This window comes from Kribbella amoyensis (genome assembly GCF_007828865.1).
In the GTDB taxonomy this organism is placed as follows: domain Bacteria; phylum Actinomycetota; class Actinomycetes; order Propionibacteriales; family Kribbellaceae; genus Kribbella; species Kribbella amoyensis.
This window is the reverse complement of record NZ_VIVK01000001.1, coordinates 2,386,672-2,408,772: the sequence shown is the minus strand read 5'-3', so window position 1 is coordinate 2,408,772 and position 22,101 is coordinate 2,386,672. Positions and strand designations below refer to the sequence as shown.

Genomic DNA, 22,101 nt, shown 5'->3' with positions numbered 1-22,101 from the left:
TCTCTTCAGGTATATGACGATCCGAGGGTCAGCGAAATCGACCGGTCAGTCGTGTTTGCGGCGCTCGGCCTTGGTGCGGGCATTACGCACCAGGACCACGACCACACACAGAATCGCCAACGCGCTGAACATGAACACGTACCACATGCTGTTCCCCTCCCGGTCGGTGTCGATTCTGGGTCGGTCGGGCCGCGCGGACCTCATCCGTTGTGGGTGACAGCCTCCAGGGTTCGCCGGGCTACCCAGAGTTCCTCGGCGGGCCACTGGGAGGCCCAGTCCGCGCTGACGATCTCGTAGTACGGGTGGTCCGGTGCGTCCTGCGGCGCGTAGAGCTCGTGCAGCGCCTCGATGTGGAAGCCGAAGCGCCGCAGAAGCCGGATCCAGTCCCCGTGCGACGGGTGGAACTCGGCCCCACCACCGGGCCAGCGGACGTGGTACGCAGCGCGCTGTCCGCGTTGAAGGCTGCTGGTGGCAACCCCCTCGTCCTCCGGTACGCAGAGCGCGGAAAGCACGGTGTTGGTGAGGAACACGAGCAGTCCACCCGGCCGCAGTACCCGTGCAACCTCGGGCAGCCAGTACTCCGGGTCGCACCACGCTGCGGCACCGTGTTCGCTCAGCACGAGGTCGAAGGAGGCGGAGGCGAGCGGTACGTGTTCGGCGTCCGCTTGTACCAGTGGGAAGGCGGGACCCGTACTCCGTTGCAGAGTGCGGGCCGTGGTCAGCTGCTCCATCGACAGGTCGACGGCCACCACGCGGGCACCCGCCCTCGTCAACCAGGCCGACCAGTACGCCGTACCGCAGGCCAGCTCGAGTACGTCGAGGCCGTCGACCTCACCGAGTACGCCGAGCCGCCGCTCCGGCACCCCGTACAAGCCCCAGCCCATCTCCGGCCGGGACCACAGCGCCGCTGCCGCCGGACCGGTGAACCGCTCGTTGACCAGGGCCCACAGCTCGCGGTTCAGCGCGATCTCCGAAGCGCGCACCACGATGGAAAGGCTAGGCGCTGTCCGCCGTTTCCGATAGACCCTTCCCTAACCAGACATTTCGGACGTCACTAACTAGCGAAGGGGCTGTGATGAGGAGACGAGCACGCTTACTGACAGCACTCCTGGCCGTCGTCGGGTTGCCGCTGGTCGGGATCACCCCAGCGGCACAAGGACAGACCACGGCCGCACCCGAGTTCCGCTATCAGGTCGGCAAGAACGGCAGCAGTGTGATCCGGTCGATCCCGGGCACGCAGGTCACCTTCACGGCGACCACCGGGCAGAAGCGGTACCTGTACACCAAGAACCTGACCGCCGAGCTGCTGACCTCCGGCCTCGGCAGTGGCGACGCCCCGGGGACGACCTTCATCCTGCACTGCACGGGACCGAACATGACGGACGGCCGGCAACGCGGCGTCTACTCGGCCCAGAACATGGCGACGCCCGGGGAGACCCGTACCTCGTTGCAGGCGCGGTGGCTGTTCATCGCACCGGCCAACGGGAGCTTCACCTGTGAGGTTCAGGTGTCCAGCTACGCCCGCAACGACGTGATCGACCGGTTCGGGATCCTGCAGTGGCGCATCCTCGCCGGCGCCGAACTGCTCAGCACGCCGGTGGGTACCGGCGCAGTCACCACGGCCGCCCGCTGGGCACTGCCGAGCCTCCCGGTCGCCGACCAGACCGTGCTGTGGAACGGGACCCTGCGGACCAACGGCTACACCCACGTACTGTCCACCGCGGCCACGCAGGTGACCGTCATCCAGGACGTGAACCTGACCACGTGCCACAAGGCCGACGTGCCCAAGTTCCCGAGATGCGGCGGCGCCCCGGCCTACAACGGCAGCACGATCGAGACCTGGATCGAGGCGCAGCCGCAGAACAGCAACGGCACCGCCTGTGGGTCGCTGCTCAAGAGCTCGGTCACCTCGACGTTCATCTCGGTCGCCCGCCACCACAAGACGGTCAACGGCACCTGGTCGTTCGCCAGGTCGTCGCTCGGTGGCTGCCCGCAGGTCCGGCTGTCACTGCAGATCCGGCACGCCGGCGGGGCCCCGACGATCGTCCACTCGAACTGGGTGAACGGCATCGCGCCGACCCACGGCGTGGTCTACCAGCACTGACGAACCGGCCCGGCCGGCCACCCGGTCGGCCGGGTCTCTCGAACGCACCGACTGCCGAACTGTTCTAGGTTGGTCGGTATGCCCCGCAGCCTTCGCCCAGGTCAGTCCGCCGAGCTCTACACCGTCGACGTCGGCACCGGTGATCGGCGCCTGGTGACCCGTTCCACCGAGCTCCTCTTCGAAGCACCGAACTGGTCCGTCGACGGCAGCCACCTGATCGTCAACGGCGACGGCCGGCTGTTCCGGATCGCCGTCGACGGTGGCGGCGGGTTCGACGAGATCGACCTCGGTGGCGTCCCCCCGATCAACAACGACCACGTCCTCAGCCCGGACGGGACCACGGTCTACGTCTCGGCGGACGACGGCCACCTGTACGCCGTACCGCTGGCCGGTGGTTCGCCGAGGAGGGTCAGCAACGACCACGGCGTCCACCACTACCTGCACGGAATCTCGCCGGACGGGAGCACGCTCGCGTACATCGGATTGGAGGACCGGGACGGTCAGCGGATCGCCAACGTCTGGACGATCCCGGCCGCCGGTGGAGCCGACACGCAGCTCACCGACGACGAGCACGCGGACGACGGCGCGGAGTACGGGCCGGACGGGAAGTGGATCTACTTCAACTCCGAGCGCGCCTCGACCGAACCAGGGCACGCCCAGCTCTTCCGGACCTCGGTCGACGGCCGGACCACGGAGCAGCTCACCTTCGACGAACGGGTCAACTGGTTCCCGCATCCCGCGCCGGACGGCTCCGCGATCGCGTACGTGAGCTTCCCACCCGGGACCCTCGGCCACCCCGCCGACGTGGCCGACGTCCGGATCCGGCTGCTCGACCCGGACGGGCAGTTCCGCGAACTGGCCACCCTGTTCGGCGGCCAGGGCACGATGAACGTCCCGAGCTGGTCCCCGGACGGAAACCACCTCGCCTACGTGGCGTACCCGCTGTAAGTTGCGCGGCATGGTCCGGATCGAACGCCTGCAGGCCGGGCACGCCGACGAGGTACTGCGCTTCGAGCTGGAGAACCGGGCGTACTTCGCGCGCTTCATCTCGGATCGCGGGGACGCGTACTTCGCCGAGTTCGGCCAGCGGCACCAGTGGCTCCTCGACCTGCAGGAGGCCGGGGTCGACCACCTGCACGTCATCCTGGACGGCGACCGCGTCGTCGGCCGGATCAACCTGGTCGAGGTGGACGACGGCTCCGCCGAGCTCGGCTACCGGATCGCGGAGGCGTCGGCCGGGCGCGGCCTGGCCACCTGGGCGGTCCGGGAGATCTGCGACCGCGCGCGGACCGAGTACGGACTCAGCCAGCTCACCGCGATGACCACGACCGGCAACGTGGCCTCGCAGAAGATCCTGGAGCGCACCGGGTTCGTCCGGACCGGCGACGTGGAGATCAACGGGGAGCCCGGCTACGGCTACGTCCGCAGACTCGACACCTGATCCCGTGATGTCATGTCCCCATGGGTGATTTCGCGGACAAGCTCCTGCGGAAGGGGTTCGCCCGGCCGGAGGGACACCTCGGCCGGGTCGGCGGCTGGCTGATGGCGCGCGGCAACGGCCCGACCGAGAAACACGTGGTCGAGCTCGCCGGACTCCAGGCGAAGGAGCACGTGGTCGTCATCGGCCCCGGACCCGGCGTCGGCCTCCGCGCGGCCGCCAAGTACGCCGGGGTGGTGGTCGGCGTGGATCCGTCCGAGACCATGCTCACCGCGGCCGCTCACCGCGGCGCGGACCTGGTCGAGACGGGCAAGGTCCAGCTCGTCCAGGGCGACGCGGCGGACACCCACCAACCCGACAACGCGGTCAGCGTCGTCCTCTCGGTCAACAACGTGCAACTGTGGCCCGATCGGGCGGCCGGATTCGCCGAGATCCACCGCATCCTCAAGCCAGGCGGGCGTTTCGTCGTGTCCGTCCACCACAAGTGGGCACCCTCCGACCTGCAGTCCGCGGCGACCCAGGCCGGCTTCGAGGACCTCGCCACGACGACCTGGGAACCACCGACCCGCAGCGCCGGGACCGCCCTCATCCTCACCGGCCGCAAACCACTGACCTGAAGTCACACCAGCGCCTCGGCGACCAGGTCGGCCAGCGCGATCGCCTCGGCCGGCTCGCCGTACAGCCGGCCCCACAAGGCGCCGCTCACCATCCGCGCCTGCGTCGCCCGCACCGCCAGCACTCGATCTACGCCGGCCGCCTCGCTGAAGATCGCGATCCGTCGCAGGAGTCCACCGCGAACGTCGCCCGCCACCTCCTCCGGCCGGTACCGGACGATGGTGCCCGCATCGTAGGCAGCGCTGCCGGCGAACCCCTTCGGATCGATCACCAGCCACGGCTCGCGCTCGGCGGCCAGGATGTTGCCCAAGTGCAGATCGCCGTGCATCAGCGTGTCCGTCGGATCGGCCGCGAAGGCGCGGATCGTCTCCACCGCCGCCCCGATCACCCTGGCTGGCAACGGATCTCCCGCTTCCTTGCACTGGGCAACTAGTTGCTGTTCCCAGCCAACCGCCGCGCCCGCCAACCGGGGAATCTCCGGTGGCGCGGGAACGGCAAGCCGCCGCGCCAGCTCCCCGGCCACCGCGACCCCATCGCCCGAGGAAGTGCTCCACCAGGTCGGGCAGCTCGTCGATCCAGGCCTGACCGGGAGCACCTTCCCGGGTGACGGTGGCGGTGACCAAGCCGGTGGGAATCATCCGCCCACCCTAGGCCGCCGGACGATCCGTTGCCCCAGGCATCAAGCTGCGGCGGCCGCCTCGGTGAGCTGCTCGGACGTCGGCTGGATCTGCGGCGTGGTCAGGGTGATCAGCACGTTGGCGATCGCGAACAGCCCGGCGATCAGGAGGCCGCGCTGGAACCCCTCGACCAGGGCCTGCTGCTGGGCGTCGCCGTGCGCGAGCGCGTCCGTCGTCCGGGTGATCGACAACGTGGTGACGATAGCCAGACCGAGCGCGCCGCCCACCTGGTACATCGTGGTGACGGCTCCGGACGCGGCCCCGGCCTCGTGGTGCTGGACCTCGGAGACGGCCGCGATCTGGGCCGGGACCCCGACGCCGATGATGCCGAGGCCGAACAGGATTAGCCCGGGCAACAGCTCGGTCGCGTACCCACCGGTGGCGTCCGCCTGGGACAGGAGCAGCAAGCCGGCGACGCTGACCACGGAACCGCCGAGCTGGACCGTCCGGGTGCCGACGCGCTGGACCAGGTTCGACGCGAGCACCGCGCCGAGGATGGCCGCGCCGCCCATCGGCAGGAAGTGCAGCCCGGCATCCAGGGCCGAGTCGCCGCGCACCTGCTGCAGGTAGATCGCGGTGAGGAAGAACATGGACAGGAAGCCGGCCCCGTTCAGCGCGAGGGACACGCTCGACACGCTGAGCGCCCGGGACCGGAACAGCCGCAACGGAACCAGCGGAGCCTTCGACCGCGCCTCCACGGCGACGAACGCGATCAGCAACGCCACGCCCCCGGCCAGGAACCCGACCACCTCGGCGGAGCCCCAGCCCTTCGGCTCGGCCCGGACCACGCCGTACACGACGGCGAGCAGACCCGCGGTCCCGAGGACGGCGCCGGCCGTGTCGAACCTGCGTGGGCCGTCGGCGTTGTGCCGCAGGTCGCGGACGAAGACCGGGATCACGGCGACCAGGGCGAGCACGATCGGGACGTTCACGAAGAAGACCCACTGCCAGCTGAGCGAGTCGACGAGCAGGCCGCCCGCGACCACGCCGAGGGTGCCGCCGAGACCGGCGAGCCCGCCCCAGACGCCCATCGCGATGTTCCGGTCGCGGCCGTGCGCGAACGTCACGGTGAGGATCGCCAGCGCCGCCGGTGACAGCAGGGCGCCGCCGAGACCCTGGACCGCGCGAGCGCCGATCAGGAACCCGGGCGACTCGGCCAGCCCGGCCACCAGCGAGGTGACGCCGAACAGCAGCAGGCCGGCCACGAACACCCGGCGCGGGCCGAGCAGATCGGCCATCCGGCCACCGAGCAGCAGGAACCCGCCGAACAGCAGGGTGTACGCGCTGATCACCCACTGCAGGCTCTCGGCCGAGAAGTTCAGGTCGGCCTGGATGTGGGGCAGCGCCACGTTCACGATCGTCACGTCGAGCACGACGATGAACTGCGCCAGGGCCAGCACCGCCAGGGTGGCCCAGGGACTCCGTCGCATCACGGATACCTCTCAAGTCTACGATGTATGTATACGGCGTATGCGGACACTGTAAACGCTAGGTCTACGGTGTAAACTTGTCAACATGCCCAGCACCCTCAGCAAGGAGCGACGCCTCGACCGGGACCAGCTCGCCGGCACCGCGCTGCGGATCGCCGACACCGAGGGGCTCGACGCGGTCACCATCCGGCGGCTCGCCCAGGCGCACGAAGTCACCCCGATGGCGCTCTACCGGCACTTCGCCGACAAGCGCGAGCTGCTGGCCGGGATCGCCGACCGGCTGCTCGCCGACATCGACCTGCCCGAGCCGAGCGAGCAGCGCTGGGACCAGCAGCTGCAGGCCGTCCTCACCGCCTTCGTCGACGCCCTCCGCCCGCATCCGAACGCCGCGGGCCTCACGCTGACCCGGATCCTGGTCGCCGAGCCGGGCCTGGCGATGGCCGAGCGGACGATGGAGCTGCTGACCGCGGGCGGGTTCGACCCCGACTACGCGGCCGAGGTCGGCCGGCAGTCGCTGTGCGCGCTGATCACCCTGGTCACCACCGAGCCCGGCGCCGGCGAGGACCCGGACCCGGAGCTCCGCGAGCAGGCGATGCGGCTCAAGCGCGCGGCCCTCGGCGCCCTCGACCCGAAGCGCTACCCGCTCATCACCGGCGCGGCCGACACCCTGATCTGCCCGGCCTCCACCGATCGGTACTACGCCCTCGGCATCGACCTGATCGTGGCCGGCATCCGCGGCGTCCGGCCGGGCCAGGACGACAGCCAAGGCGACGGCCAGGGCGAGGACGCATGACCACGATCACGCTCACCTACCTGGAGCAGACCAGCCCGGACGACCTCCGCCCGGCCAAGGAGCCACGCGAGCCGGTCGAGGTCCGCCGGGTCGACGAGGTCGCGCCGGAGTTCTCCCGGTTCCTCTACACCGCGGTCGGCGGCCCGTGGCACTGGACCGGCAAGCTCGGCTGGACCTGGGACCGCTGGACCGAGTGGCTCAGCCGCCCCGGCGCCGAGACCTGGGTCGCGTGGACCGGCGGCGCCCCGGCCGGGTACGTCGCCCTGCACGCCGACGGCACCGAGGTCGAGATCGAGAACTTCGGCCTCCTGCCCGCATTCATCGGCCGCGGCATCGGCGGCCACCTGCTGACCGTCGGCCTGCGGCAGGCGTGGCGGATGCCCGAGCGGCTCGAGTCCCTCGACAAGGTGACCCGCGTCTGGCTGCACACCAACACGCTCGACGGCCCGAACGCGCTGGCGAACTACCAGGCCCGCGGACTCCGGCCGTACAAGACCGAACAGGAGGAGCGCGCCGACGCCGACGGCCCACCACCGGGACCGTGGCCGGGAGCGGATCAGCCGGCGAGCTGACTCCGGAGCTCGCCCAGCTCTTCGGTGACCGATGAGCGGTCGACGTCCAGGGCGTCGATCTCGGTGAGCACCCCCCTCGCCCGGTCGGCCGAGCCGTCGCGGACCAGGAGCTCGGCCAGATAGGTCAGTACTGGCAGCTTCTCCTGGTCGGTCGCGTCCGCGTGCCGACGGAGCCCGGCTTCCAGGACGGCGATCGCGGCGCCGACGTCGCCGTGCGAGTCACCTTGCCGCGCGGCGTTCAGCAGGACCCGCTCGAACCGCGAACCCGTGTCCTGTTCGGCGGCCGTCGACGCGATCCGCAGCCAGTTGCCGGCCGGGTCGACCACCGAGAAGCCACCCGAGGTCCCCTGCTTGCGGCGCGGCCGGGTGATCCGCGGCAGCCCGCTGATCGGCAGCTTCCCGTACTCCGCCCGCAGCCCGGCCGCGAGTTCGTCGTACAGGGCCTGGGTGTCCTCGACCGCCACGATCACGCTGCTGTAGTTCTGCTCGGGATCGAACCCGGGCATCCCGAAGAACTGCAGGTCGAACCCGTCCCCGCGGGTGACGCCGAGACACGGGTTCGGCCGGGCCTGCCGATAAGTCAGCCGGAAACCGAGGGCCAGGTAGAAGGGCAGCACGTCGTCGAGGTCATTGCTGGGCAGGAGCGGAATCATCCGGACGTCCATGCGCACAGCGTACCGTACGCCGTACGGCTCGGCGGTCGGTCGCCATCGCCTCGGGCGGATATCGCATGTCGGACGATCCGGTGACTCCCCGCGAGGACTACGCTCCGAAGCGTCGTCAGACCACACACGCGGAGGTACCCATGGCGGGCAAGTTCGAGCTGTATCAGGACAAGGCGGGCGAGTACCGGTTCCGGTTGAAGGCCGGCAACGGCGAGGTGATCGCGACCAGCAGCGAGAGCTACCAGACCAAGGCGAGCGCCCAGAACGGCATCGAGTCGATCAAGAAGAACGCCGCCGAGGCGGCCGTCGACGACCAGACCGCCTGACAGCCCCGATCGGCAGGGCGTCCGGACCACTCCGGCGCCCTGCCGCTCGCTGTCCCGGGACGGTCAGAGACCGACCTCGTGGATGACCGGGCGGACCTCCACGCCGAGTCCCTCGATCGCGGCGTCCGGGATCATCGCGGCCAGCTCCTGCGCCCGCTCCAGGCTCGCGCAGTCGAGCAGGTAGTAGCCGGCCAGGAACTCCTTCGCCTCCAGGAACGGCCCGTCGGTCACCGCCGGGACGCCGTCGCGCACCTTCACCACCGAGGTCTTCGCCGGCTCGGCCAGCGCGACCGTGCTGTGGAACTCGCCGGACTCCTGGGTCGTCGCCAGGAACTTCTCGTGTCCGCTGAAGATCGCCTGCTGCTCGTCCTCCGTCAGCGCCTCGAGCACGGCCGGGTTGATGTTCAGGACCACCAGGTACTTCATGCTGTCTCCTCGGTTCTCGGCTCCCCCGTCGGGAGCCGCTCACTGATCAGTACGGAGCGGATCCGGCCTTCTTGACATCGCGATGCTACGAACTCTGGCGGCTGTCCGGGGCCTGTGGGACCGTGAAGTCTCGGAAAGCCGGTTGCCGGGGGGAACCGCGAACGCCTTGGGGGGAACCGATGCGTCGTGTCGTCCTGTCCTGTCTCACCCTGATCGGCGCGCTGCTGATCGCGACTCCACCGGCCGCGGCCGCCACGATCACGGTGACCACCACCGCCGACGTGGTCAACGGCGCCGACGGGGTCACGTCGCTCCGGGAGGCGGTCGACGCCGCCAACTCGGCCGGCGACCCGACCACGATCACGCTCGCCGCGGCCGCGACGTACGGGCTCAGCCTGTGCGCCGATGACGACGACAACGCCGGCGGGGACCTGGACAGTACGTCGGACCAGCCGCTGACGATCGAGGGCAACGGGTCGACGATCGACCAGAACTGCGCGGGCGAACGCGTGCTCGACACGACCGACATCAACGGCGCCCTCACTCTGCAGGAGCTGACGCTGACCGGCGGCGACTTCTTCGACGGTGCCGCGCTCAAGCACTCGGGCGACGCGACCCTCACCGACGTCACGGCGACCGGCAACAACGGCGGTACCGGCCGGGTGCTCGCGAGCCCGGACGGTGGGGCCCTGCTGACCTTGACGGACTCGACCATCACCGCGAACACCGGTACCGGGGTCGCGTTGTCGCTCGGCACGGTCCACATCACCGGCTCCACCATCACCAGCAACACCGGACGCGGCGTCGGCCTGGTCGACGGGGCACTCACCGTGTCCGACTCGGTGATCAGCGACAACGGCAGCGACGGGGTCCGCACGACGGGCCAGGGTTCCGGCCTGTTCACGCTGACCGCTACGACCGTGGCCGACAACGGCGGTACCGGCGTGGTCTGCTCGGCCTGCGGGGACCTGACCGTGACGGGTTCGACGATCACCGGGAACCACCCGGTGGGGACCAGTACGGGTGGTGGGATCCAGGTGCTGTTCGACCAGGACGCGCCGGCCGACCAGCCGGTCGTGACCGTGACGGAGTCGACCGTGGCGGGCAACTCCAGGACGGGTGCGGGCGGCGGCATCAGTACCGGCATCATCGAGAACACGGGTGGACCGCCGCCGGCGCAGATCAACGTGGTCCGGTCGACCGTCACTGGGAACACGGCAAGCGGCGCCCCGGACAGCCAGGGCGGCGGGATCTACGCGGCGACCGGCGAGGTACGGGTGGACAACTCGACTGTCACGGGGAACAGCGCGGACGCCGCCGGCGGTGGGGTGTACACGCTCGCGCACGACGTCTTCCTGCGGCACGCGACGATCTCCGGCAACACGGCCGGCGGGGTCGGGCGGAACGTCGCGACCGGGGCCGGGCTGCACACGTTCGGGTCGATCGTTGCCGGCGGCACCGGTTCGAGCGACTGCGGGATCGAGCTGCTGACGACGTCGACCGGGTACAACCTGGACGGCGACGGCAGCTGCTCCCTGACCGGCCCCGGCGACCAGAGCAACGTCGGCAGTCCGCAGCTGGGAGCCCTTACAAACAACGGTGGACCGACCCAGACGATGCTCCCACTGCCCGCCAGTCCGGCGAACGGCGCCGTGCCCGCAGCGGCCTGCACTGTACTAACTACGGACCAGCGGGGAGTCGCCCGACCACAGGGCACGAACTGCGAAGCCGGGTCCGTCGAGGTGGCCGAAGGACCTCCGCCGGTCCCCGCGTGCACGATCACCGGGACCAACAAGGGCGACGTGCTCGTCGGTACGCCGGGGCCGGACGTGCTCTGCGGTCTGAACGGCGAAGACCTGCTGCTCGGACTCGGCGGCAACGACATCCTCCGCGGCGGCAACGGCAAGGACGTACTCATCGGTGGGCCCGAGACCGACGTACTCGACGGCGGGAACGGCAAGGACGTCTGCCTCGGCATCGGGGACACCCAGATCTCCTGCTGACCGGTAGGTTCGGTGCATGCTGACCTTCGACGACGTCCAGGCCGCGGCCCAGCGGATCGAAGGGACCGCCCACCGGACCCCGGTCCTCACCTCGCGGACGCTGAACGCGTTGGCCGGGGCCGAGGTCTTTCTCAAGGCGGAGAACTTCCAGCGGATCGGCGCGTTCAAGTTCCGCGGCGCGTTCAACGCGGTGACCCGACTGACCCCGGACCAGCGGGCGCGCGGCGTCGCGGCGTACTCGTCCGGGAACCACGCCCAGGCCGTCGCGCTGGCCGCCTCGATCACGGGGACGAGCGCGGTGATCCTGATGCCGGCCGACGCGCCGCCGACGAAGGTCGCCGCCACCCGCGGGTACGGGGCCGAGGTGGTGACGTACGACCGGTACACCGAGGACCGGACCGCCCTGGGGACCAAGCTGGCGGAGGATCGCGGGCTCACCCTGATCCCGCCGTACGACCACTACGACGTGATGGCCGGCCAGGGCACGGTCGCGCTCGAACTGATCGAGGAGATCGGTCCGCTCGGCGCGTTGCTGGTGCCGGTCGGAGGCGGCGGGTTGATGGCCGGCTGCGCGACCGCGGCGACCGCCCTGTGCCCGGGGATCCGGATGATCGGGGTCGAGCCGGCCGCCGGCGACGACCACGCCCGCTCCCTGGCCGCCGGCCGGCGGGTCGAGATCGAGGTCCCGCGGACGATCGCGGACGGGCAGGCGATCCCGACGCCGGGCGAGCTCACGTTCGCGGTGAACCGGCGGCTGATGGAGAGCTGCGCGCTGGTCAGCGACGACGAGATCAAGGCGGCGATGCGGTTCGCCTTCGAGCGGCTGAAGATCGTCCTGGAGCCGAGCGGGGCGAGTGCGCTGGCGGCCCTGCTGGCCGGCCGGGTGACCGGTCTGCCGGAGCGCGTCGGAGTGGTGCTGTCAGGCGGGAACGTGGGCCTGGAGCGGTTCGTCGAACTGCTCGACCAAGGGTGACCTGAGCACGCACTGTGCCCGTTGTCACAGACAGCCACGGTCAAATGTGACTGGGGTCACATAGATCGGCTGTGTGGGCGCCTGAGGGCCGCTCAGCCACGCTCAGGACACCTGGTGTTCACCGTGGATCCCTGACGCGTCAGAGAGCCGTTCAGGGCCTTTCCGGACGGTCTCTGCCAATTTGAGGGTTTGCGTCGTGATCGTTCTGTTATACAGTCGTCGGCGGTTCGACAAAGAAACGAACTGCATGTGTGTCAACGCCGAGCCCTGCCAGGGCGCACATGTTCCCCTCGAAACAACAATTGGCAGGGGTGGGGGACCCAGGAGGTTGGGTCTCGACCGTGAGTGGCCGAGACCCTGGGGTGAAGTCCGCGGGAGCGGACCGGGCGAGATTTCCCAGCCCGAACCCGACAGCTAACTCCGCAGGCGTCGGGAGACAACCATGCCCGTCACTGCCCGACGGACTGCGCTGCATGGCGCCGTCAGTCAGATCAGCGAGTCCAGTACCCGGCCCTCTGGCCGGACGTTGGCCAGGCATCGCAAGACCAGCAAGCCCGCCACTCCGCGGGCCGCGGCCGCCGTTCTCACGGTCGGTCTCGCCGTCTCCGGTGGAGCGGCTCTCACCGTCGCCGCGCCGGCCGAGTCCGCGCACGCCGCCGGTACCTCGAAGACCACCTCGGCCGCGTGGGCCCGGGGCAACAAGCCGATCAGCACCAAGCCGCACCTGCGGTACGCCGACGCGGGTTCCGCGGTCCGGTACGTGCAGCGCTCGCTCGACGTACCGGCCGGCGGTTGGTACGGCTCGGCCACCCGCACCGCGGTGGCGAAGTTCCAGCGCAGCGTGGGCCTGCCGCGGACCGGGACCATGACCGTGAACACGTGGCGTTCGCTGTTCTACGCCGCGAACCACGGCCTGCTGCACGGCGGCGCCGGCAAGAGCTCGACCTTCCAGGCCCGGGTTCTCAAGGAGGCCGCGAAGCTGCGGGGCACCCCGTACCGGTACGGCGGCACCACCCCGCGCGGCTTCGACTGCTCCGGCTACACCGGCTACGTGTACAAGAAGGCGGGCAAGAAGCTGCCTCGTACGTCGCGCCAGCAGTACGCCGCCACCAAGCACCTGAGCCGCAAGGCCGCCAAGCCTGGTGACCTGGTGTTCTTCAAGAGCGGTGGCGGCAGCGTGTACCACGTCGGCATCTACGCCGGTGGCAACATGCTGTGGCACGCCTCGAAGCCGGGCCGCCCGGTCGCGAAGGCGAAGATCTGGAGCTCGAACGTGGCCTTCGGCCGCAAGTAACGCTCCGCCGCACCAGATCAGCGAGACGCCCATCCCCCCTGGGTCGCTGATCCTTCGAAACCGGTCGTGCGTCGTCGTCCCCCACCCCTCCGACGGCGCGCGGCCGGTTTCCCTTTTGTCTGCCCCGATCAGCCGTCGAGCAGGCCCGCGTCGTGGGCCAGGATCGCGACCTGGACCCGGTTGGTGGCGTCCAGCTTCACCAGCACCCGGGAGACGTGCGCCTTCACGGTCGCCTCGCTCATGAACAGGTCCCGGCCGATGTCGGCGTTCGACAACCCGCGCGCGACGGCCGCGAGGACCTCGCGTTCGCGGTCGGTGAGCGTCTTGAGCCGACCCCGGGCTTCCCGCTGCCGCTCGGTCCGCGGATCGGCCGCGAAGTGCCCGATCAACCTGCGCGTGACCGCCGGGGACAACATCGCCTCCCCTGCCGCGACCACACGGACCGCCTGGACCAGCTCCCGCGGCGGCGTGTCCTTCAACAGGAAGCCGCTCGCACCCGCCTGCAACGCGCGGAACACGTAGTCGTCCAGGTCGAAGGTGGTCAGCACGACGACCTTCGGCGGATCGGGCAGCGCCTGGACCTCGCGGGTCGCGGCGAGCCCGTCCAGCCGTGGCATCCGGATGTCCATCAACACGACGTCCGGGCGGTGCTCGCGGACCATCGCGGCCGCGTCGGCCCCGTCGTCGGCCTCGGCGACCACCTCGAGATCGTCGGCGGACTCGAGGATCATCTTCAGCCCGGCCCGGACCAGCGCCTCGTCGTCGACGATCAGCAGCCTTGTCATCGTTTCCCTTCGGTTCCGGCCGATTCCTCGGCCTCCTTGCCGTCCGACCACGGCACCCACGCCTCCACCCGCCAGCCGCCTTCCGTGGTCGGCCCGATGGTGAGCCGCCCGCCGGACAGGTCGACGCGCTCGCGCAGACCGACCAGGCCCGCGCCGGCGCCGGGCAGCAGCGAGCCCGCCGCGACCGGGCGGACGTTCGTGACCTGGACGCCGACGCCGTCACCCTCGGCGCCGTGGACCACGACCTCGGTCGACGCGCCGCGGGCGTGCTTGTGGACGTTGGTGAGCGCCTCCTGGACGATCCGGTACACCGTGCGGCCGACCGAGGCGGGCACGTCGTCCGGCAGGTCGACCAGGCTGTGCACACTCACCCCGGCGGCCCGGGAGGCCTCGACGAGGCGGGTCAGGTCGGCGGCGGTCGGTACCGGGGTGAGGTCCGCGCCGTCCGCGCTGAGGTCGGTCCGCAGCACACCGAGCACCTCGCGCAGGTCCTCCATCGCCTGCCGGGCCGTCTCGCGGATCAGTCCGGCCGAGCTCTCCACCTTGTCCGGGCCGACCGCCGGATTCACCTCGAGGCCGCCGGCGTGCAGCGCGATCAGGGAGACCTTGTGGGCGAGGACGTCGTGCATCTCCTGCGCGATCCGGGCCCGCTCACCCAGCTTGGCCTGCTCGGCGCGCAGCTCGCGTTCGGCCTCGGCCCGCTCGGCCCGGTCCCGCAGGGTCACCATCAGGTCCCGCCTGGCCCCGACGTACGCACCGACGGCGACCCACGTACCGATCAGGAACGGCCCGGACGCGATCAGGACGCCGATCTGTGGATTGCTGTTGGTCTCCCAACTGTTCAGCACGTACGCCGCGTACGCCGCGAGGCTGACGGCGGCGAGGACGAGGTCGCGGCGGCGGATCGCGAGGGTGAGCAGAGCCAGGCCCATCGGGACGAAGACGCCGGAGACCAGCGTCGCCACGATGGTGATCAGGGTGACCGTGACCGGGTAGCGCCGGCGCCAGATCAACGCCAGCGAGGCAACGATGCCGGCCGCGAGGACGAACCAGTCCCGCGGCTGCCAGCCCGGATCACCCGACGCGGCCTGGGCGAAGATCGTCAGCAGGCTGAAGGCGACGAAGACGACGTCGCGCAGGCGCGGGCTGTACCGCACCCACCACGCGAACCACCGTCTGATCCGTTGCACCCGGTCAGCGTAGTCGCGCTGTGTACCGGCCCACGTCCATCTTCCGGGTGGGGTCCGGGGGCGTTTCCGGCGACTTTCGTAGGGGGTCGGCGCAGCCCTCCGGGCGATGTGGGTGAGGGGCCCCGGACGGAAGAGTTGCCGTCATGATCACCGTCGAGAACCTGAGCAAGCGCTACGGCAGCACCACGGCTGTCCACGATGTCTCCTTCACCGTCGAGCCCGGCAGCATCACCGGCTTCCTCGGCCCGAACGGCGCCGGCAAGTCGACCACGTTGCGCATGCTGACGGGGCTCACGCCGCCGACGTCCGGCACCGCGACCATCGCCGGCAAGCGGTACACCGACCTGCCGAACCCGGGCCGCGTCGTCGGCGTCATGCTCGACGCGGCCGCGCAGCACCCGGGCCGGACCGGGCGGGAGACCCTGCAGCTCAACGCGAGCCTGCTCGGTGTCCCGAAGAGCCGGGTCGAGGAGATGCTGGCGGCCGTCGGGCTGACCGGAGCCGCCAAGCGCCGCGTCGGGCAGTACTCGCTCGGCATGCGGCAGCGGCTCGGGATCGCGGGCGCCCTGCTCGGCGACCCGGCGGTGCTGATCCTCGACGAGCCCGCGAACGGTATGGACCCGGAGGGGATCCGCTGGATGCGCGGACTGCTGCAGGACTTCGCGGCCCGCGGCGGCACGGTGATCCTGTCCAGCCACCTGCTCGGCGAGGTCCAGGCGACCGTCGACCGGCTGGTCGTCATCGGCGGCGGCCGGATCGTCGCCAACGGCTCCCTGGAGGAGCTGCTGGCCGGCAGCGGCACCCTCGTTCGCGGCCTCGACCCGAGCGGGCTGCACCAGGCCCTGACGGTCGCGGGCCTGCAGCCTGAGCCGCTCGCCTCCGGATCGTTCCGGGTGGACGCCACCGCCGAGCAGGTCGGCCGTGCGGCCGCCGCGCACGGCCAGATCCTGCTCGAACTGCGCGAGAGCGACGGCGCCGGCCTGGAGGAGCTGTTCTTCCAGCTGACCACGCCGGCCGCCGCGGCCGCCTGATCACCACTACTTCTCCTTGGGAGCTCCTGATATGACCGTCACCGAAGCCACTCCTCCGGCCGCGTCCGTGGCCCCCGGCAAGCACCGGGCCGCCGTCGCGACCAGCCTGCCGCCCGCCCGCGGGCAGTCCTTCCTCAAGCTCGTCGGGATCGAGCTGCGCAAGTCCGTCGACACCCGCAGCGGCCGGGTCCTGATCCTGGCGATCCTCGCGCTCGCCGCGGCCGCGCTCACCTGGGAGCTGACCCACCTCGGTTCCGGGCCGGCCAGGTTCGACGGCTTCCTCGCCGCCGCCTCGACCGGGGTGAACCTGATCCTGCCGGTCATCGGCGTGATGGCGATGACCAGCGAGTGGACCCAGCGGAGCGCGCTGACCACGTTCACGCTGTCGCCGCGCCGGGTCCGGGTCCAGCTGGCCAAGTTCGTCTCCGCGATCGTGCTCAGCGCCGTCGTGCTGACCGCGACCACGCTGCTGGCGCTGGCCGCCACGGCCATCGGCGGTGCCACCGGCGGCGACGGCGCGACGTACGCCGGGATCGGTGGCTCGCTCGCCGGGGCGTACCTGACCACCGCGCTCAACGTGGTGATGGGTGCCGCCTTCGGTGCGGTGATCGCGCAGACCGCGGTCGCGATCCTGGTCTTCTTCATCGCCCCGACCGCGTGGTCGCTGGCCGGGCCCGCGCTGTTCAAGGACAACGCCGGCTGGCTGGACGTGTTCGGCGCCTTCGGCCGGATCGCCGAGCGGGATCTGCACGGGATGCTGCCCGAGACGCTCACCGCGGTCGGTGTCTGGATCGTCCTGCCGACCATCGTCGGACTGTGGGCAAGCTCACGCCGAGAGGTGAAGTGAACCGCTGGTAGCGACCGCTTCCAGGCGCGAATGACGGGGTGGACCCGGCCGGTTCGAGGGGACCGGCCGGGTCCGTCCGGCGGTCGCCGGAGCCCCGGAGCGGTCCAGGCAGGGACCCGGTGCGTGTGTCTGTCCCCAGCTCCGGGTAATCTAGAACCACGATTACTGACGACTGATCCGTGGGCGCCATGCTGCGCACCCGGTTGACTTGTGCGAGGGGGTCGACGCTATGGGGCGCGGCCGTGCAAAGGCCAAGCAGACGAAGGTCGCTCGCGACCTGAAGTACCGCACCTGGGACACCGACTTGGACCAGCTCAAGCGTGAGCTGTCCGGCGGAGACCAGGGTGGTACGAGTCCTGCGAACGGCGACTACGACGCTGACGTCGACGACGCCGACGACGACTACCACCCCCGTCGGTAAAGCGACAGCTGGAATGACCGGCCCGATCACCTGAGAGCGATCGGGCGGTCAGCCATGTCACCGACGGACCACCTCACCGAAGGCGCCTGAAGACCGGATCCCCGTCCGGCCAACGTCCTTCACCTGGCCCGGGAGCAGCCCACTGCCGGAGCGCGCTGTTGTCGTACCCACAGGCCGCCGACCCGCGGGCGCTGCTCGAGCACCCCGAAAGCAGCTGTCGCCTGCGGGGTATGAGCGGGGACCCTTGCGGTTGCCTCTTGTAGCCGGCTGGACGCATTGTCGGCGCCGGCGAGGTTCGACCGGCGCCGAGCGGGTTCAGCTCGCGTAGGTGTTGTGGAGTTCGACGCCGTTCGTCTCGGTGGCGGTGCTGACTTCGCCGCAGACCCAGGCGGGGATGTCGCGTTCGGCCAGGACTGCGACGGCCCGGTCGGCGGCGGCTCGGTCGAGGACGGCGACCATGCCGACACCCATGTTCAGGGTCTTCTCCAGCTCCAGTTGCGGAACGTCGCCGAGCTGACCGACCAGCTGGAACACCGGCGCCGGGGTCCAGGTCGAGCGGTCGATACGGACGGCCAGGTCCTCCGGGATCACCCGGGCCAGGTTCGCCGCGAAGCCACCGCCGGTGATGTGGGACATCGCGTGGAGCGGCTTGTCGGTGGTCTCGGCGTCGCCGTTCAGCTGCTGGATCAGCTCGAGGCAGTGCTTGGCGTAGACGCGGGTCGGGGTCAGCAGGGTCTCACCGAGGGTGCCGCCGAGCTCGGGCACGTCGCGGTCGAGGGCCCAGCCGGCCCGGTCGAAGAACACGTGCCGGACCAGGGAGTACCCGTTGGAGTGCAGGCCCGACGACGCCATCGCCAGGACCACGTCACCGGCGCGGACCCGCTCGGCGCCGAGCAGCTCGTCCGCCTCGACGACCCCGGTGGACGCGCCGGCCACGTCGTACTCGTCCGGCGCCAGCAGGCCCGGGTGCTCGGCCGTCTCGCCGCCGACCAGGGCGGTCCCGGCCTCGACGCACGCCTCGGCGATGCCCTTGACGATCTGCGCGATCGTCTCCGGGACCACCTTGCCGGTACAGATGTAGTCGGTCATGAAGAGCGGCTCGGCCCCGCAGACCACCAGGTCGTCCACGACCATGCCGACCAGGTCGAACCCGATCGTGTCGTGCCGGTCCAGCTTCTGCGCGATGGCGACCTTGGTCCCCACCCCGTCGGTGGACGTGGCCAGCAGCGGCCGCCGGTACGCCGTGAGCGCGGTGGCGTCGAACAGACCGGCGAACCCGCCGAGTCCGCCGACCACCTCGGGGCGGGTCGCCTTCGCCACCCATTCCTTCATCAGCTCGACGGCCCGGTCACCGGCCTCGATGTCGACCCCCGCGGCGGCATAGCTGGCGCCCTGGCTCACGTTCTTCTCCTTCATCGGCGACCCGGCCCGGAGTACGCCGTACCCCGGGTGGGCCTGGTTACGGACGGGACAGCGCGTCCGCGGCGCCGGCGCCGCCGGTCACGGAGGCGAGGCCGTCCACGTCGGTGCTGACCGGCAGCTCGAGCAGGTGCTTGCCGAGGCGCTCCGGATCCGGCAGCGCGACCGGGTAGACACCGTCGAAGCAGGCCCGGCAGAGCCGCTCCTTCGGCACCGTGGTGGCCTCGATCAGCCCGTCCAGGCTGATGTACCCGAGCGAGTCGGCGCCGATCGAGCGGCAGATCTCCTCGGTGTTCAGCCCGTTCGCGATCAGCTCGGCCCGGCTGGCGAAGTCGATGCCGTAGAAGCAGGGCCACTTCACCGGCGGGGACGAGATCCGGACGTGGATCTCGGCGGCACCGGACTCGCGCAGCATCCGGATCACGGCCCGCTGGGTGTTGCCGCGGACGATCGAGTCGTCGACCACGACGAGCCGCTTGCCCTCGATCACCTCGCGGAGCGGGTTCAGCTTGAGCCGGATACCGAGCTGGCGGATCGTCTGGCTCGGCTGGATGAAGGTGCGCCCGACATAGGCGTTCTTGACCAGGCCGGATCCGTACGGGATACCGGACTCCTCGGCGTACCCGATCGCGCCGGGGGTGCCGGACTCCGGGGTCGCGATCACCAGGTCGGCCTCGACCGGGTGCTCACGGGCCAGCTGGCGGCCGACCTCGACGCGGGTGGAGTGGATCCGCTGGCCGGAGATCTGGGTGTCCGGGCGGGCCAGGTAGACGAACTCGAACAGGCAGCCCTTCGGGTCCTGCTCGGCGAACCGGGTCGAGCGCAGCCCCTCCTCGTCGATCGCGACGATCTCGCCGGGCTCGACCTCCCGGATGAAGGAGGCGCCGACGATGTCGAGGGCCGCGGTCTCGCTGGCCACCACCCAGCCGCGCTCGAGCCGGCCGAGCACGAGCGGCCGGATGCCCTGCGGGTCCCGGGCGGCGTACAGGGTGGACTCGTCCATGAAGATCAGGCTGTACGCGCCCTTGACCTTCGGCAGGATCTTGGCCGCCGCCTGCTCGATGGTGAGGTCCGGGTAGCCGGCCAGCATCGAGGTGAGGATGTCGGTGTCGGAGGAGGCGCCGTGCTTGGCGTTCGCCTTGGCGTGCTCGACCTCGAGATCCAGCCCGAGATCGAGCTCGTCGCTGCCCTCGAGCGTCGCGGCCAGGTCCCCGGTGTTGGTCAGGTTCCCGTTGTGCGCGAGCGCGATCGAGCCGGTCGCGGTGGACCGGAACGTGGGCTGCGCGTTCGCCCAGACACTGGACCCGGTGGTCGAGTACCGGCAGTGCCCGACGGCGATATGGCCGCGCAGGGACGCCAGGGTCGCCTCGTCGAAGGCCTGGCTGACCAGCCCCATGTCCTTGTAGACCAGGATCTGGCTCCCGTTGCCGACCGCGATCCCGGCCGACTCCTGCCCTCGATGTTGCAGAGCGTAGAGCCCGAAATAGGTGAGTTTGGCGACCTCTTCCCCGGGAGCCCAGACCCCGAAGACGCCACAAGCGTCCTGCGGGCCGAGATCCTGCGGGTCGAGATCGTGAGTGAGCCGACCATCGCCACGAGCCACGCGGCACAGTCTACGGGAGCCCTGTCACCAGCAAACTCCGCAGACCGTTTGCGGGTCGTCGGCCGCCGGCTCGGTGCGGGCAGCGGCAGGGTCGGAAACCAGCGCCGCCAGGATGGCACCGAGGCCGGCACCAACGATCAGAAGTCTCTTGATCACTGTCCGTCCTTTCGAGATAATCCGAAACGTTCTCCTGAACGCGCTAAATCGACGCAGCCTGTATATGGTCGGTTCCCAACGGGCGTTGGAAGGGTCGAGATAGTGCTGGAACCGCTGGGTCTGGATGAAGCGACTTATGCGGTTTATCACGCCCTGCTCCGTGCGCCGGACGCCACGCCCGAGCAGTTGGCCGCGTTGGTGAACCGGCCGCTGGACGAGGTCCACGAACTGCTGGCCGACCTGCGCAAGCTCGACCTGCTGGTCCCGACCTGGACCAATCCGAGCGTCGAGCACGCCGTCCACCCCCGGGTCGGGCTGACCGGCCTGGTCGAGCGGCGGCGCAGCGAGCTGACCCGGATGCTGGGCGAGCTGGCCGAGGCCGAGTCGTCCGCGGAGATCATGGCCGAGCAGTACAACGAGCTGCTGACCGCGCGGACGAGCGGTGACGTCGAGGTCCTGAAGGGCCGGGCGAACGCGTCCCGCCGGGTCGAGGAGCTCGGCGCGAAGGCCCGGGAGAGCTTCTGGGGCCTGATCCCCGGGCACGTGGACGACATCCTGTCCCCGGCCGAGGAGTCGCCGGACCTGCCGCTGCTCGAGCGTGGGATCAAGATGCGGACGATCTATCTGCAGAGCATGACGGTGACCAAGCAGGGCCTGGAGTTCGCCGCCTTCATGCACAAGCACGGCAACGAGGTCCGGGCGACGCCGACGCTGCCGATGCGGCTGCTGCTGATCGACCAGGAGATCGCGATCATGCCGCTCAACCCCGAGCAGGAGAGCGCCGGCGCGGTGATCCACCGCAGCCCGGCCGTGGTCGCGCTCGCGCTCGCCTTGTTCGACTCGTACTGGGCCCGCGCGACCGAGCTGTTCGCGCCCGAGGACCGCGAGGACGGCTCCCCGCTCACCCCGCACGAGGCCGAGGTGCTCCGGCTGCTGGCCGGCGGCGCCAAGGACGAGCAGGTCGCCCGTCTGCTCGGCATCTCCCTGCGCACCGCCCGGCGGATCACCGCGAATCTCTCCGACCGCCTCGACGCGACCAGCCGCTTCGAATTGGGCGTCGCCGCCGCCAAACGCGGCTGGGTCTAATCCGCCACGCCTGACAATTCACCGCTGCGGACATTTCCCGGAATCGCAGGAAATTTCCGCGCGAAGCTATTTTGCACGCCCAGGAAATGTCGCCGGCCGGCCGACCCGGGAGGACCGGATCGCTGTCCACACAGGCGGAGGAGGCCCGGCGCCCCTCAGCGATGCGTCGAATTGGACTGGGCCAGTATTCCGCCGACGTGTGGCTCCGTGGCGAGTTTCTGCCGTCGAGTTGCGGTCTCGGCAGAAA

General features: G+C 70.4%; 24 protein-coding genes and 1 riboswitch. Of the genes, 14 read left to right on the top strand and 10 right to left on the bottom strand.

The window, feature by feature from the left end:
• Window positions 1–200 precede the first annotated feature (200 nt).
• Entirely contained in the window at window positions 201–986 is a 786-nt protein-coding gene (locus FB561_RS11490; RefSeq protein ID WP_202880590.1) for a class I SAM-dependent methyltransferase, read from the bottom strand.
• A gap of 89 nt (window positions 987–1,075) precedes the next feature.
• Here FB561_RS11490 and FB561_RS11485 point away from each other — a divergent pair, with 89 nt between their 5' ends.
• The 4 genes from FB561_RS11485 to FB561_RS11470 all read left to right on the top strand — a co-directional run bounded on the left by FB561_RS11485 (window position 1,076) and on the right by FB561_RS11470 (window position 4,159).
• Window positions 1,076–2,104, top strand: coding sequence for a hypothetical protein (locus FB561_RS11485; RefSeq protein ID WP_145805874.1), 1,029 nt, complete (start codon window positions 1,076–1,078; stop codon window positions 2,102–2,104).
• A 78-nt stretch (window positions 2,105–2,182) separates the two neighbouring features.
• A complete protein-coding gene (locus FB561_RS11480) occupies window positions 2,183–3,052 on the top strand; it encodes a TolB family protein (RefSeq protein WP_145805872.1) in 870 nt (289 codons plus the stop codon).
• Window positions 3,053–3,062: 10 nt separating this feature from the next.
• Window positions 3,063–3,545 carry a GNAT family N-acetyltransferase gene (locus FB561_RS11475; RefSeq protein ID WP_145805870.1) on the top strand — a complete coding sequence of 161 codons (483 nt, stop codon included), beginning with the start codon at window positions 3,063–3,065 and terminating at the stop codon, window positions 3,543–3,545.
• 20 nt (window positions 3,546–3,565) lie between these two features.
• Complete coding sequence (locus FB561_RS11470) at window positions 3,566–4,159, top strand: class I SAM-dependent methyltransferase (RefSeq protein WP_145805868.1); 594 nt, start codon at window positions 3,566–3,568, stop codon at window positions 4,157–4,159.
• Between the two features lie 2 nt (window positions 4,160–4,161).
• Here FB561_RS11470 and FB561_RS11465 read toward each other — a convergent pair whose 3' ends face one another.
• Together FB561_RS11465 and FB561_RS11460 are read right to left on the bottom strand one after the other, a co-directional pair.
• Window positions 4,162–4,680, bottom strand: a complete 519-nt coding sequence (locus tag FB561_RS11465; RefSeq protein ID WP_170284631.1) for an aminoglycoside phosphotransferase family protein — start codon at window positions 4,678–4,680, stop codon at window positions 4,162–4,164.
• A 156-nt stretch (window positions 4,681–4,836) separates the two neighbouring features.
• Window positions 4,837–6,264 carry an MFS transporter gene (locus tag FB561_RS11460; protein WP_145805865.1) on the bottom strand — a complete coding sequence of 476 codons (1,428 nt, stop codon included), beginning with the start codon at window positions 6,262–6,264 and terminating at the stop codon, window positions 4,837–4,839.
• An 85-nt stretch (window positions 6,265–6,349) separates the two neighbouring features.
• On the opposite strand from FB561_RS11460, the gene FB561_RS11455 reads away from it, so the two are divergent.
• Window positions 6,350–7,057, top strand: a complete 708-nt coding sequence (locus tag FB561_RS11455; RefSeq protein ID WP_145805863.1) for a TetR/AcrR family transcriptional regulator — start codon at window positions 6,350–6,352, stop codon at window positions 7,055–7,057.
• The gene (locus FB561_RS11450) at window positions 7,054–7,629 is read left to right on the top strand and encodes a GNAT family N-acetyltransferase (protein ID WP_145805861.1); all 576 of its coding nucleotides are present in this window, start codon (window positions 7,054–7,056) and stop codon (window positions 7,627–7,629) included. The genes FB561_RS11455 and FB561_RS11450 overlap by 4 nt, the downstream gene beginning before the upstream one ends.
• Here the strand turns inward: FB561_RS11450 and FB561_RS11445 are convergent.
• A complete protein-coding gene (locus FB561_RS11445) occupies window positions 7,614–8,294 on the bottom strand; it encodes a VOC family protein (protein WP_145805859.1) in 681 nt (226 codons plus the stop codon). The genes FB561_RS11450 and FB561_RS11445 overlap by 16 nt on opposite strands.
• 140 nt (window positions 8,295–8,434) lie before the next feature.
• Here FB561_RS11445 and FB561_RS11440 point away from each other — a divergent pair, with 140 nt between their 5' ends.
• Window positions 8,435–8,620, top strand: a complete 186-nt coding sequence (locus tag FB561_RS11440; protein ID WP_145805857.1) for a YegP family protein — start codon at window positions 8,435–8,437, stop codon at window positions 8,618–8,620.
• 63 nt (window positions 8,621–8,683) lie between these two features.
• Here FB561_RS11440 and FB561_RS11435 read toward each other — a convergent pair whose 3' ends face one another.
• Window positions 8,684–9,046, bottom strand: a complete 363-nt coding sequence (locus FB561_RS11435) for a YciI family protein (RefSeq protein WP_145805855.1) — start codon at window positions 9,044–9,046, stop codon at window positions 8,684–8,686.
• 179 nt (window positions 9,047–9,225) lie between these two features.
• Here FB561_RS11435 and FB561_RS11430 point away from each other — a divergent pair, with 179 nt between their 5' ends.
• The 3 genes from FB561_RS11430 to FB561_RS11420 all read left to right on the top strand — a co-directional run bounded on the left by FB561_RS11430 (window position 9,226) and on the right by FB561_RS11420 (window position 13,316).
• Complete coding sequence (locus tag FB561_RS11430) at window positions 9,226–11,049, top strand: right-handed parallel beta-helix repeat-containing protein (protein ID WP_145805853.1); 1,824 nt, start codon at window positions 9,226–9,228, stop codon at window positions 11,047–11,049.
• Between the two features lie 16 nt (window positions 11,050–11,065).
• On the top strand, window positions 11,066–12,022 hold the full coding sequence (locus tag FB561_RS11425) for a threo-3-hydroxy-L-aspartate ammonia-lyase (RefSeq protein WP_145805851.1): 957 nt from the start codon (window positions 11,066–11,068) through the stop codon (window positions 12,020–12,022).
• A 278-nt stretch (window positions 12,023–12,300) separates the two neighbouring features.
• Window positions 12,301–12,465, top strand: a riboswitch (cyclic di-AMP (ydaO/yuaA leader).
• A complete protein-coding gene (locus FB561_RS11420; RefSeq protein ID WP_145805849.1) occupies window positions 12,465–13,316 on the top strand; it encodes a C40 family peptidase in 852 nt (283 codons plus the stop codon). It overlaps the preceding riboswitch by 1 nt.
• Before the next feature lie 128 nt (window positions 13,317–13,444).
• On the opposite strand, the gene FB561_RS11415 is transcribed toward FB561_RS11420, so the two are convergent.
• Complete coding sequence (locus FB561_RS11415) at window positions 13,445–14,101, bottom strand: response regulator (protein WP_145805847.1); 657 nt, start codon at window positions 14,099–14,101, stop codon at window positions 13,445–13,447.
• Window positions 14,098–15,291, bottom strand: a complete 1,194-nt coding sequence (locus FB561_RS11410; RefSeq protein ID WP_145805844.1) for a sensor histidine kinase — start codon at window positions 15,289–15,291, stop codon at window positions 14,098–14,100. Before FB561_RS11410 ends, FB561_RS11415 begins: the two co-directional genes overlap by 4 nt.
• 143 nt (window positions 15,292–15,434) lie before the next feature.
• On the opposite strand from FB561_RS11410, the gene FB561_RS11405 reads away from it, so the two are divergent.
• The 3 genes from FB561_RS11405 to FB561_RS11395 all read left to right on the top strand — a co-directional run bounded on the left by FB561_RS11405 (window position 15,435) and on the right by FB561_RS11395 (window position 17,590).
• Window positions 15,435–16,322, top strand: coding sequence for an ABC transporter ATP-binding protein (locus FB561_RS11405; RefSeq protein WP_145805842.1), 888 nt, complete (start codon window positions 15,435–15,437; stop codon window positions 16,320–16,322).
• 31 nt (window positions 16,323–16,353) lie between these two features.
• The gene (locus FB561_RS11400) at window positions 16,354–17,169 is read left to right on the top strand and encodes an ABC transporter permease (protein ID WP_145805840.1); all 816 of its coding nucleotides are present in this window, start codon (window positions 16,354–16,356) and stop codon (window positions 17,167–17,169) included.
• A gap of 229 nt (window positions 17,170–17,398) precedes the next feature.
• The gene (locus FB561_RS11395) at window positions 17,399–17,590 is read left to right on the top strand and encodes a DUF3073 domain-containing protein (RefSeq protein WP_145805838.1); all 192 of its coding nucleotides are present in this window, start codon (window positions 17,399–17,401) and stop codon (window positions 17,588–17,590) included.
• A 315-nt stretch (window positions 17,591–17,905) separates the two neighbouring features.
• Here the strand turns inward: FB561_RS11395 and purM are convergent, their stop codons facing one another.
• From purM to FB561_RS38975, 3 genes are read right to left on the bottom strand one after another with little or no spacing between them, the layout of a single operon-like run.
• Window positions 17,906–18,991 (bottom strand): phosphoribosylformylglycinamidine cyclo-ligase, encoded by a 1,086-nt coding sequence (purM, locus tag FB561_RS11390; protein WP_238334770.1) that lies wholly within the window; start codon window positions 18,989–18,991, stop codon window positions 17,906–17,908.
• 58 nt (window positions 18,992–19,049) lie between these two features.
• Window positions 19,050–20,612, bottom strand: coding sequence for an amidophosphoribosyltransferase (gene purF / locus FB561_RS11385; protein ID WP_145805834.1), 1,563 nt, complete (start codon window positions 20,610–20,612; stop codon window positions 19,050–19,052).
• 24 nt (window positions 20,613–20,636) lie between these two features.
• Window positions 20,637–20,768 carry a hypothetical protein gene (locus FB561_RS38975; protein WP_272952542.1) on the bottom strand — a complete coding sequence of 44 codons (132 nt, stop codon included), beginning with the start codon at window positions 20,766–20,768 and terminating at the stop codon, window positions 20,637–20,639.
• Window positions 20,769–20,870: 102 nt separating this feature from the next.
• Here FB561_RS38975 and FB561_RS11380 point away from each other — a divergent pair, with 102 nt between their 5' ends.
• Window positions 20,871–21,854 (top strand): helix-turn-helix transcriptional regulator, encoded by a 984-nt coding sequence (locus FB561_RS11380; protein ID WP_238334769.1) that lies wholly within the window; start codon window positions 20,871–20,873, stop codon window positions 21,852–21,854.
• The last annotated feature ends 247 nt before the right edge of the window (window positions 21,855–22,101 follow it).